We start from the raw sequence: 9,152 nt of genomic DNA, 5'->3' as shown, positions 1-9,152 counted from the left end.
GTCGCTGACCTGCTGAACACTCGACCCCGCCAAACCCTGGAATGGGCAACACCCGCCGAAGCTCTCCATCAGATACTCTCAACGCCACCAGAAACCGACGGTGTTGCAACGACCGCGTGAAACTGCCTGCCCTATCATCCTGGTATGCGTCTGATCCCGAGCATGAACTGGTGGCTGCTGCGATAGCGGCCCATCGACGGATGTTCGTCAACCAACCAAAGGGCTGCCACGGCAGCCCTTTTCGTTTGCCTGCCGGCGGCCCACGATCCCGCAGGAGAAACCCATGAGCACCACCTCTTTCCAAGCCACGCTCGAACGCATGCCGTCCCTGGAGCAGTTACGTGCGCACCCCGATGGTCACCGCGTGTTGTCGGGGGACCGACCCACCGGACCACTACACCTGGCCCACCTGTTGGCCAGTATCCAGAACCGGGTTCTGCTGCAGGACAGTGGAATCGAGACCTTCGTAGTAATCGCGGACTACCAGGTGATCACCGATCGGGAGACCACCGGACGGATCGCTGACTACGTGCGGTCCGCCGTACTCGACTACCTGGCAGCCGGCATCGACCCCGACCGGTCGGTGATCTTCACCCACTCGGCGGTGCCTGCGCTGAACCAACTGTTGCTGCCGTTCCTCTCCCTGGTCACCGAGGCCGAACTGCACCGCAACCCGACGGTGAAGGCCGAACTGGCCGCGTCGGGGCGGGCGCTCTCCGGTCTGCTGCTGACGTATCCGGTGCACCAGGCGGCCGACATTCTGTTCTGCGACGCGGACCTGGTGCCGGTCGGCAAGGACAACCTGCCGCATGTCGAGATGACCCGGACCATCGCTCGCCGGTTCAACGAGCGCTACGGGGCGACGTTCCGGGTCCCGGAGGCGCTGCTCACGCAGACACCCGACATCCCGGGTCTCGACGGGCGCAAGATGTCCAAGAGCTTCGGCAACGCCATCAATCTCTCGATGACGGCCGACGAGACCGCCGCCCTCATCCGGCGTACGCCGACCGACAGTGAGCGGGTCATCAGCTTCGACCCGGCCAACCGCCCCGGAGTCTCGGGATTGCTCAGCACGGCGGCGCTCGTGCTGGGTGAGGCCCCCGACCAGATCGCCGGGACAGTCAGTGGCGCAGCGGAACTCAAGGCGCTGGTCACCACCGCAGTCAACGACTATCTGGCCGGCCACCGCGCACGGCGCGCGGAGTTCGCACGCGATCCTGGCCTGGTCGAGGAGGTGCTGCGCGAGGGAAACCGGACCGCGAACGAGATCGCTGATCGGACGCTCGGGCGGGTGCGCGCGGCGATGGGAATGACGTACTGAGCACAATGGGCCTATGGCGACCCTGCGCACCCCTGATCCGAACCCGGGCTGGCTGTCCGAGCTTGCGTTGCAAGAGACCCGTGCGCGAGTGCCCATGCTGTACGTCGAGGCCATCCCGGTCCGCCTCGACGACACCGGTCGCATCGAGCACGTCGGGCTGCTGCTTCGGGGATCGGCCACGGGGGAGATGTCGCGCAGCTTCGTGTCGGGACGTGTCTTCTACGGCGAGTCGGTGCGGGAGGCGCTCATGCGCAACCTGGAGAAGGACCTCGGACCGGCCGCCTTCCCGCGTCTACCGGTGAGCACGGTGCCTTTCTCGGTGGCTGAATACCTTCCCGTACCAGGGGTCTCACCACTGCACGATCCGCGCCAGCACGCAGTGGCCCTGACCTACGTGGTGCCCGTGGTCGGGGAATGCGACCCGCGTCAGGACGCCCTCGAGCTGACCTGGCTGACGCCGCAAGAAGCGGTCGACGCCAGCATCGCCGCCGAGTTGGACGGCGGCCGCGCACACCTGTTGCGCCAGGCATTGGCGTACGCCGAGGCGCTGGGCTGACCGTCTTTTACAGTGACCCAACCATCCCGCACGGATCAGGAGCCAGCCATGCCGCAGAAGGTCACCGGAGTCATCGCCCGCACCAAGGGCGCACCGGTTGAAGTGACCACCATCGTCATTCCCGACCCAGGGCCGGGAGAGGTGGTCGTTGCCGTCCAGGCGTGTGGGGTGTGCCACACCGATCTGCACTATCGCGAGGGCGGGATCAACGACGACTACCCGTTCCTGCTCGGCCACGAGGCGGCCGGGGTCGTCGAGGCGGTGGGGGAGGGCGTGACCCACGTGGCTCCCGGCGACTACGTCGTCCTCAACTGGCGCGCCGTGTGCGGTGAATGCCGCGCCTGCAAGAAGGGCAAGCCTTGGTACTGCTTCGCCACCCACAACGCGACCCAGAAGATGACGCTCGAGGATGGCACCGAACTCAGCCCCGCCCTGGGCATCGGTGCCTTCGTCGAGAAGACCCTGGTCGCGGCCGGTCAGTGCACGAAGGTCAACCCGGCCGCACCACCGCAGGTGGCGGGGCTGCTCGGTTGCGGCGTCATGGCCGGACTCGGAGCGGCGATCAACACCGGTGGGGTGACCCGGGGTGATTCGGTGGCCGTCATCGGCTGCGGCGGTGTGGGGAACGCCGCCGTCGCCGGAGCCGTCCTCGCAGGAGCGACCACGGTGATCGCCGTCGACGTCGACGACCGGAAACTGCAGTGGGCCAAGGACTTCGGTGCCACCGATCTGGTCAACAGCAAGTCCGTCGACGCGGTGGAGCGGATCAAGGAACTCACCGACGGCTTCGGCGCCGACGTGGTCATCGATGCGGTCGGCCGTCCGGAGACCTACGAACAGGCGTTTCTCGCCAGGGATCTGGCGGGCACGGTGGTGCTGGTCGGCGTACCCACTCCTGACCTCAAGGTCCCCGACCTCCCACTCATCGAGTTCTTCGGCCGTGGCGGCGCGCTGAAATCGTCCTGGTACGGCGATTGCCTGCCCGAGCGGGACTTCCCGACGTATACCGACCTGTTCCTGCAGGGCCGGTTGCCGCTGGACAAGTTCGTCAGCGAGACGATCGGTCTCGGCGACGTCGAGGAGGCATTCGCCAAGATGCATCGCGGTGAGGTGCTGCGTTCGGTGGTGGTTTTCTAATGGGGGTCGATGTCGAGAAGGTCGTGACGTCAGGCACGTTCAGCCTCGACGGCGGCACCTGGGAGGTCGACAACAACGTGTGGCTGGTCGGCGACGACCACGAGGTCATCGTGATTGACGCCGCCCACGACGCTGCGGCGATCACGGCGGCAGTGGGTGATCGCCGGGTCGTTGCGATCCTGCTGACCCACGCGCACGACGACCACGTCGACGCCGCTCCGGCGCTGGCGGAGGCGACCGGCGCGCCGGTGTACCTCAACCCGGCCGACGAGCCGCTGTGGGACCTGGCCCATCCCGGCCGGCCACTGCCCGAGCCGCTGACCGACGGGCAGGCCTTCGAGGTGGCTGGTACGACGTTGATCGCCCGGCATACGCCCGGACACGCCCCGGGCGCAATGGTTTTCGTGGCGCCCGACCTGGGCGCGGTGTTCACCGGCGACACGCTCTTCCAGGGTGGACCGGGTGCGACAGGGCGGTCGTACAGCGACTTCCCGACGATCGTCGAGTCCATCACCGATGTCCTGCTGACCCTCCCGCCGGAGACCGTTGTCCACACCGGACACGGTGACGACACCACGATCGGGGCCGAGGCGCCGCACCGGCAGGAGTGGCTGGACCGCGGTCACTGAACCGAGTTCGCATACCATTCGGGGCGTGGTCGAGCAGGAGGTCCCCTGGCGGGTGTGGACGGTGCCCAATGCGCTGTCCCTGCTACGCCTCCTGGGCATCCCGCTCTACCTGTGGTTGCTGTTGTCGCACCACGACGTGTGGGCGTTCTGGGTGTTGGTGGTCTCCAGCTTCACCGACTGGGCGGACGGCAAGATCGCCCGCACCTACAACCTGACCTCCCGGGTTGGCCAGTTGCTCGACCCGCTGGCCGACCGGCTCTACATCATCGCCACCATCGTCGGTCTCGCGATCCGATCGATCATCCCGTGGTGGCTGGTCGTTCTGTTGCTGGCCCGGGAAGTGTTCGTGTTCAGCTTCGGTCCGTCGCTGCGCGCTCACAAGTTGCCGATCCCGGCCGTGCACTTCTCCGGCAAGGCGGCCACGCTGTGCCTGGTGGTCGGCTTCCCGCTGGTCCTGCTCGGGGCCACCGACCTGCCGTTCGCCACCCCCGCCAACTGGATCGGCTGGGCGTTCGTATGGTGGGGGACCGCGCTGTACTGGTTCGCCGGGTTCCTCTATGCCATCCAGATCCGCCGGATGATTGCCGCAGCATCATGAGCACACCGACCAAACCCCGCGACCCTGCCGCCTCGATGTCGCTGATCCGCGAGATCACTGAGCATCCACTGGATCCCGCCTACGAGCAGGTCGCCGAGCAGCGCCGGGCTGCCGGGTTGCCCCAACAGACCTCCCTGCGCTCGCCAGGGGTGATCATCGCCTGTGTGCTGGTCGGATTCGCCATCGCCGTCGCGGCTCTGGCCCTGCGGGTGCCGCGCACCGAGGTCCAGGCGCAGAAGGATGCACTGATCCAGCGGATCGATTCAGCGCAGAGCCGCATCGACAAGGCCAACACCACTATCCAGCGCACCCAAGTGGAGATCAGCACCCTGCAGAACCAGGCGCTCCAACGGGAGGACCAGGACGCGCTGGCCAAACGGCTGGCCCAGGCAGAGGTGACCTCGGGCACGCTGCCGGTCACCGGTGAGGGATTGGTCCTGGAGGTCAATGACGCCGAGGACAGCGCCGCCGGCAGCGGGGACGATCCACGGGATCTGGACGATTCGAACGGTCGGCTGACCTCCGCCGATATGCAGATCCTGGTCAACGGGTTGTGGCAGGGCGGTGCCGAAGCAATCGCGATCAACGGTCAGCGACTGACCTCGCTGAGCGCGATCCGGTTCGCGGGGCAGGCGATCCTGGTGAACTTCCGGCCGCTCCAACCGCCGTACGACATCGTGGCCATCGGCCCCTCCTCCATGCGCTCGGCGTTTCAGAAGTCGGCTTCTGGTGCCTATCTGGATAACCTGACCCAGTCGTTCGGCCTGCGTGCGTCGTGGCGGACCGGTAAGCAGTCGTTGCCCGCTGCGCCCGCCCCGGTGCTGTCCCACGCCACCGTCCCAGAGGAGAAGAACCAGTGATCCCCGCCATCGGGCTCCTGATCGGTCTGGTCGTGGGAGTCGTCCTGCACCCGGACGTCCCGTTGTGGCTGCAGCCCTATCTGCCGGTCGCCGTCATCGCAGCGTTGGATGCCGTCTTCGGTGCCGTGCGGGCCGTCCTGGACGGGATCTTCAACGACAAGGTCTTCGTCATCTCGTTCCTGTCCAACGTGATCGTCGCGGCGCTCATCGTCTTCCTCGGTGACCAACTCGGCGTCGGTTCCCAGTTGTCGACCGCCGTGGTGGTCGTGCTGGGCCTGCGTATCTTCAGCAACCTGGCCGCTATCCGCCGGCACATCTTCCACGCCTGAACCATGACCAGCGACGACCCCCAGCACAGCCCCGACCAGGGGCATCGCCACGGCTTGCACCGCAAACGACCGGCGCGCAGGGCAACCGCCGATCAGACGAGTCTGGGCGAGCCCATGGTGGTGGTACCGGCCGCGCAGGAGGACCCTGCACCATCACCCCAGAGCACGCCCGAAACCTCCCGGTCGGCCTGGCGCACTCTGGCGAAGATGGGACGGCCCCGGGCCACCAAAGCCAACCTGTTCGCAGCGCTCCTTGCGCTCCTGCTCGGTTTCGGTATCACCACGCAGATCCAGCAGACCGACGCCAGCGGTCTTGAGGACCTCCGGCAGGACGAGCTCGTTGCGTTGCTGGACAGCGTCAACAGTCAGGCGTCGCGTCTGGAACAGGAAACCGACCGACTGACCACGACGCGCGATGAACTGAAGAACTCCAGTGGCGACGCCGCCGCTCTGCGGGCGGCCGAAGAGCGTCTGCAGATGCTGGGCGTCCTCAACGGCACACTGCCAGCGACCGGTCCCGGCATCACCATCACCATCCAGGACAACGAGAAGGGTGTGCAGGCGGCCAACCTGCTGGACACCATCGAGGAACTGCGCGACGCCGGCGCGGAAGCGATCCAGATCAACGACCAGCGGGTCATCGCCAGCACTTGGTTCGGCGGTAGTTCCGACACCGCACTGACTGTGAGCGGCCACCCGGTCCGGCCGCCGTACACCATTGTCGCCATCGGTGATCCACACACGATGTCCACCGCCATGGCCATTCCCGGCGGAGTGGTCGAAAGCCTGCGGTCGATGGGCGCTACGGCCACGGTCACCAGTTCGCAGCAGGTGAAGGTGACCGCGTTGCAGCCCACGCAGACGCCTCAGTACGCTCAACCCGAACCGTCCGCCACCGCCAAGGAGAGCTCATGAGCGACCTGGACTACCCCGACGACCTGCACTACACCGCCGACCACGAATGGGTGCGCGAAGGTGCAGACGGCGTGGTGCGGGTCGGGATCACCGCCTTCGCCCAGGACGCGTTGGGTGACGTCGTCTACGTGAGCCTGCCCGAGGTCGGTGACACGGTGGCCGCGGGTGACTCGGTCGGTGAGGTCGAGTCCACCAAGTCGGTGAGTGACCTCTACTCGCCGTTGGCCGGCGAGGTCGTGACCGTGAACGAGGCCCTGGACGCGACGCCCGAGTTGGTCAACAGCGACCCTTATGGCGAAGGGTGGATGTACGAGCTGCGTCTGGCCGAGGGCGCCTCCCTCGGCGAGCTGCAGGACGTGGCGGCCTACACCGCTTCACTCGACTGATCTAGGGTTAGCTGCATGATGGGTGAAGGCGACGCCGCAGAGTCCGCCGAGCAGCCGCCCGCCGACGCCACCGCGTTCTTCGAGCCGGGCAGCGGCCAGCCGGCGCCGGAAACTGTTGGTACCACTGCTCTTTCCGCGACCGACCGTGCGACAGTCGACGCGCTGCGCCCGGGGACGGCATTGCTCATCGCACAACGCGGCCCGAACACCGGTGCCCGTTTCCTGCTCGACGCCGACGAGGTCAGTGTCGGACGGCACCCCAGCAGCGACATCTTCCTTGACGACGTCACCGTCTCCCGCCGGCACGCAGTCTTCCGGCGCACGGACGTGGGGTTCGCCGTACAGGATGTGGGTTCACTCAACGGCACCTACCTCAACGGCGCGTTGATCGACTCGACGGTGCTGCGCACCGGTGACGAGGTCCAGATCGGCAAGTTCCGGCTGGTCTTCTACGACGCGCCGTCATCGAGCTGAATCGCCGCGCAGGTGGCCATCGCCGAACGTGGCCGCACCGTCGGGGCGGTCCTGCAAGTGTTGCAACCGGAGTTTCCGGACCTCACGATCTCCAAGCTGCGCTATCTCGACGCCGAAGGGTTGGTCAGTCCGACCCGGAGCGCCTCCGGCTACCGCCGGTACAGCGCCGCAGACGTGGACCGGCTCAGATTCGTTCTCACCGCTCAGCGCGACCGGTTCTGGCCGCTGAAGAAGATCTCCGAGGCTCTGGACGCCTACGAGCGCGGCCTGGCCCCGTCACAGGAAGTCCCGCTGCCGGTCCCGCCGACCCCGCAGCCCGATCCGGACGTGAGCGGCCTGGAGCTTCAGGTACGCCGTGGTGCCCGACTGACCGCGGGCGAACTGCGACAGGGCGCCGGCCTCGACCGGGCCGCACTGGCGGACCTCGAGGCATTCGGTCTGTTGCGTGCCGACAAGGACGGCTATTTCGACGAGGGTGACCTGTCGGTCGCGGCGGCCGCTGCGACGCTTATGAGCCACGGGGTCGAAGGCCGGCACCTGCGGCTGTTCCACCTGGCCGCCGGTCGCGAGGTCGATCTGGTCCGGCAGATGGCAGCGACCACTGACGTCGAGGCCGCCGACTTGGTGCGCGAGTGCCTCGCCCTGCACGTGGCACTGGTCCGATCGCGGCTGTCGCGACCGTGACCGCGGGGTAGCGTGGTCTCGTGCGCGAAGTCGAGGTCATGGGTGTGCGGGTCGAGATGCCGACCAACAAGCCGATCATCCTGTTGCGCGAGCGCGGCGGCCAGCGGTATGTACCGATCTGGATCGGTGCGCCGGAGGCGACGGCGATCGCCTACGCCCAGCAGGGCGTCGTTCCGCCGCGGCCGCTGACCCACGACCTGATCGTCAACCTGATTGACGGCCTCGGTCACGCTCTGTCTTCGGTGGTCATCACCAAAATGGAAGAGGGCGTGTTCTTCGCCGATGTAGTGATCGATGAGGATCGCCGGATCGGGTCGCGTTCGTCGGATGCCATCGCCATCGCCCTGCGCGCGAACATCCCGATCTACGTTGCCGATCAGATCCTCGACGAGGTAGGCGTGGAGATCGCGGACGAGGAGGAAGAGGCCGAGCAGGTGGAGAAATTCCGCGAATTCCTGGACAACGTGTCGGCCGAGGACTTCGAAATGGGTCCTGACTCCGATGCTCCGCACGAGCCACCGGGCTAGGTATAACCCTCATGTCGAGCTTTATGGTACGACGAGCACCCGCGACACGCCGGGGCGCCTCGTTGACCGGTGGGTGGCCCGGCCATAGCTTTGACCAGCAACCAGTACAGAACTCCGGAGGTAGCCGTGGCCCACAATGAGGCTCCGAACCGCGCGCAGGACGGCCGCGGCAGCACTCCCGCGCCACTCCAGGGCGCGCTGTTCACCCCTGACCTGCCCGAGCAGATGACCGAAGCCGTGGGCTACCGCGGACCCGTGGTGTGCAGCACCGTCGATGTCACCTACCGGCAGTTGGACTACTGGGCCCGCACCGGTCTGGTCGAGCCATCCGTGCGCAACCCCTCCGGCTCCGGCCACCAGCGCCTGTACAGCTTCCGCGACATCCTGCTGGTCAAGGTCGTCAAGCGGCTGCTCGACACCGGGGTCTCCCTGCAGCAGATCCGCGTGGCCGTGAGCCACCTGCGCGACCGCGGCGTCGAGGACCTGGCGTCGATCACCTTGATGTCCGACGGCGCCAGCGTCTACGAGTGCACCTCCGACGCGGAGGTCATCGACCTGGTCCGCGGCGGGCAGGGCGTCTTCGGCATCGCGCTGGGCACGGTCTGGCACGAGGTCGAGGGCTCCCTGGCCGAACTGCCGAGCGAGCGACCCGACGCAGCCACTCCCGCCGACCACCCGGGTGACGAACTACGCGCCCGCCGTCAGCGCCGCAACGTCAGCTGAGGTTGTCCCACGT

13 protein-coding genes are annotated in these 9,152 nt (G+C 67.1%); all 13 read left to right on the top strand.

Annotated features, from left to right (window positions below; genetic code table 11):
* Positions 1-283 precede the first annotated feature (283 nt).
* The 13 genes from trpS to AZH51_RS11185 all read left to right on the top strand — a co-directional run bounded on the left by trpS (position 284) and on the right by AZH51_RS11185 (position 9,139).
* Complete coding sequence (gene trpS / locus AZH51_RS11245) at positions 284-1,321, top strand: tryptophan--tRNA ligase (RefSeq protein WP_291524261.1); 1,038 nt, start codon at positions 284-286, stop codon at positions 1,319-1,321.
* A gap of 13 nt (positions 1,322-1,334) precedes the next feature.
* Entirely contained in the window at positions 1,335-1,877 is a 543-nt protein-coding gene (locus AZH51_RS11240; RefSeq protein ID WP_291524259.1) for an NUDIX hydrolase family protein, read from the top strand.
* Positions 1,878-1,925: 48 nt separating this feature from the next.
* Positions 1,926-3,014: an S-(hydroxymethyl)mycothiol dehydrogenase gene (locus tag AZH51_RS11235; RefSeq protein WP_291524257.1), complete on the top strand. Its 1,089-nt coding sequence runs from the start codon at positions 1,926-1,928 to the stop codon at positions 3,012-3,014.
* Positions 3,014-3,643: an MBL fold metallo-hydrolase gene (locus tag AZH51_RS11230; protein ID WP_291524255.1), complete on the top strand. Its 630-nt coding sequence runs from the start codon at positions 3,014-3,016 to the stop codon at positions 3,641-3,643. Before AZH51_RS11235 ends, AZH51_RS11230 begins: the two co-directional genes overlap by 1 nt.
* A gap of 25 nt (positions 3,644-3,668) precedes the next feature.
* Positions 3,669-4,241 (top strand): CDP-alcohol phosphatidyltransferase family protein, encoded by a 573-nt coding sequence (locus AZH51_RS11225; RefSeq protein ID WP_291524253.1) that lies wholly within the window; start codon positions 3,669-3,671, stop codon positions 4,239-4,241.
* The gene (locus AZH51_RS11220) at positions 4,238-5,101 is read left to right on the top strand and encodes a DUF881 domain-containing protein (RefSeq protein ID WP_291524251.1); all 864 of its coding nucleotides are present in this window, start codon (positions 4,238-4,240) and stop codon (positions 5,099-5,101) included. Before AZH51_RS11225 ends, AZH51_RS11220 begins: the two co-directional genes overlap by 4 nt.
* Positions 5,098-5,430, top strand: coding sequence for a small basic family protein (locus AZH51_RS11215; protein WP_291524248.1), 333 nt, complete (start codon positions 5,098-5,100; stop codon positions 5,428-5,430). Before AZH51_RS11220 ends, AZH51_RS11215 begins: the two co-directional genes overlap by 4 nt.
* Before the next feature lie 3 nt (positions 5,431-5,433).
* The gene (locus AZH51_RS11210) at positions 5,434-6,345 is read left to right on the top strand and encodes a DUF881 domain-containing protein (RefSeq protein ID WP_291524247.1); all 912 of its coding nucleotides are present in this window, start codon (positions 5,434-5,436) and stop codon (positions 6,343-6,345) included.
* A complete protein-coding gene (gcvH, locus tag AZH51_RS11205) occupies positions 6,342-6,731 on the top strand; it encodes a glycine cleavage system protein GcvH (protein ID WP_291524245.1) in 390 nt (129 codons plus the stop codon). Before AZH51_RS11210 ends, gcvH begins: the two co-directional genes overlap by 4 nt.
* Before the next feature lie 15 nt (positions 6,732-6,746).
* Positions 6,747-7,205: an FHA domain-containing protein gene (locus AZH51_RS11200; protein ID WP_291524243.1), complete on the top strand. Its 459-nt coding sequence runs from the start codon at positions 6,747-6,749 to the stop codon at positions 7,203-7,205.
* A 12-nt stretch (positions 7,206-7,217) separates the two neighbouring features.
* Positions 7,218-7,889, top strand: a complete 672-nt coding sequence (locus tag AZH51_RS11195; protein ID WP_291524242.1) for a MerR family transcriptional regulator — start codon at positions 7,218-7,220, stop codon at positions 7,887-7,889.
* A gap of 20 nt (positions 7,890-7,909) precedes the next feature.
* Positions 7,910-8,416: a bifunctional nuclease family protein gene (locus tag AZH51_RS11190; protein ID WP_291524240.1), complete on the top strand. Its 507-nt coding sequence runs from the start codon at positions 7,910-7,912 to the stop codon at positions 8,414-8,416.
* Positions 8,417-8,542: 126 nt separating this feature from the next.
* Complete coding sequence (locus AZH51_RS11185; protein ID WP_291524237.1) at positions 8,543-9,139, top strand: MerR family transcriptional regulator; 597 nt, start codon at positions 8,543-8,545, stop codon at positions 9,137-9,139.
* Positions 9,140-9,152 lie beyond the last annotated feature (13 nt).

This window comes from Branchiibius sp. NY16-3462-2, assembly GCF_001594145.1.
Classification (GTDB): domain Bacteria; phylum Actinomycetota; class Actinomycetes; order Actinomycetales; family Dermatophilaceae; genus Branchiibius.
Note: the sequence above shows the minus strand (reverse complement) of the source record. Positions and strands in the feature narration are given on the sequence as shown.

What these genes read in the sequence shown, in the direction of transcription:
- AZH51_RS11230 (WP_291524255.1), top strand. Translation starts at nt 3,014, where the DNA reads ATGGGGGTCGATGTCGAGAAGGTCGTGACGTCAGGCACGTTCAGCCTC.
- AZH51_RS11235 (WP_291524257.1), top strand. Translation starts at nt 1,926, where the DNA reads ATGCCGCAGAAGGTCACCGGAGTCATCGCCCGCACCAAGGGCGCACCG.
- AZH51_RS11240 (WP_291524259.1), top strand. Translation starts at nt 1,335, where the DNA reads ATGGCGACCCTGCGCACCCCTGATCCGAACCCGGGCTGGCTGTCCGAG.
- gcvH (WP_291524245.1), top strand. Translation starts at nt 6,342, where the DNA reads ATGAGCGACCTGGACTACCCCGACGACCTGCACTACACCGCCGACCAC.
- trpS (WP_291524261.1), top strand. Translation starts at nt 284, where the DNA reads ATGAGCACCACCTCTTTCCAAGCCACGCTCGAACGCATGCCGTCCCTG.
- AZH51_RS11200 (WP_291524243.1), top strand. Translation starts at nt 6,747, where the DNA reads ATGATGGGTGAAGGCGACGCCGCAGAGTCCGCCGAGCAGCCGCCCGCC.
- AZH51_RS11210 (WP_291524247.1), top strand. Translation starts at nt 5,434, where the DNA reads ATGACCAGCGACGACCCCCAGCACAGCCCCGACCAGGGGCATCGCCAC.
- AZH51_RS11220 (WP_291524251.1), top strand. Translation starts at nt 4,238, where the DNA reads ATGAGCACACCGACCAAACCCCGCGACCCTGCCGCCTCGATGTCGCTG.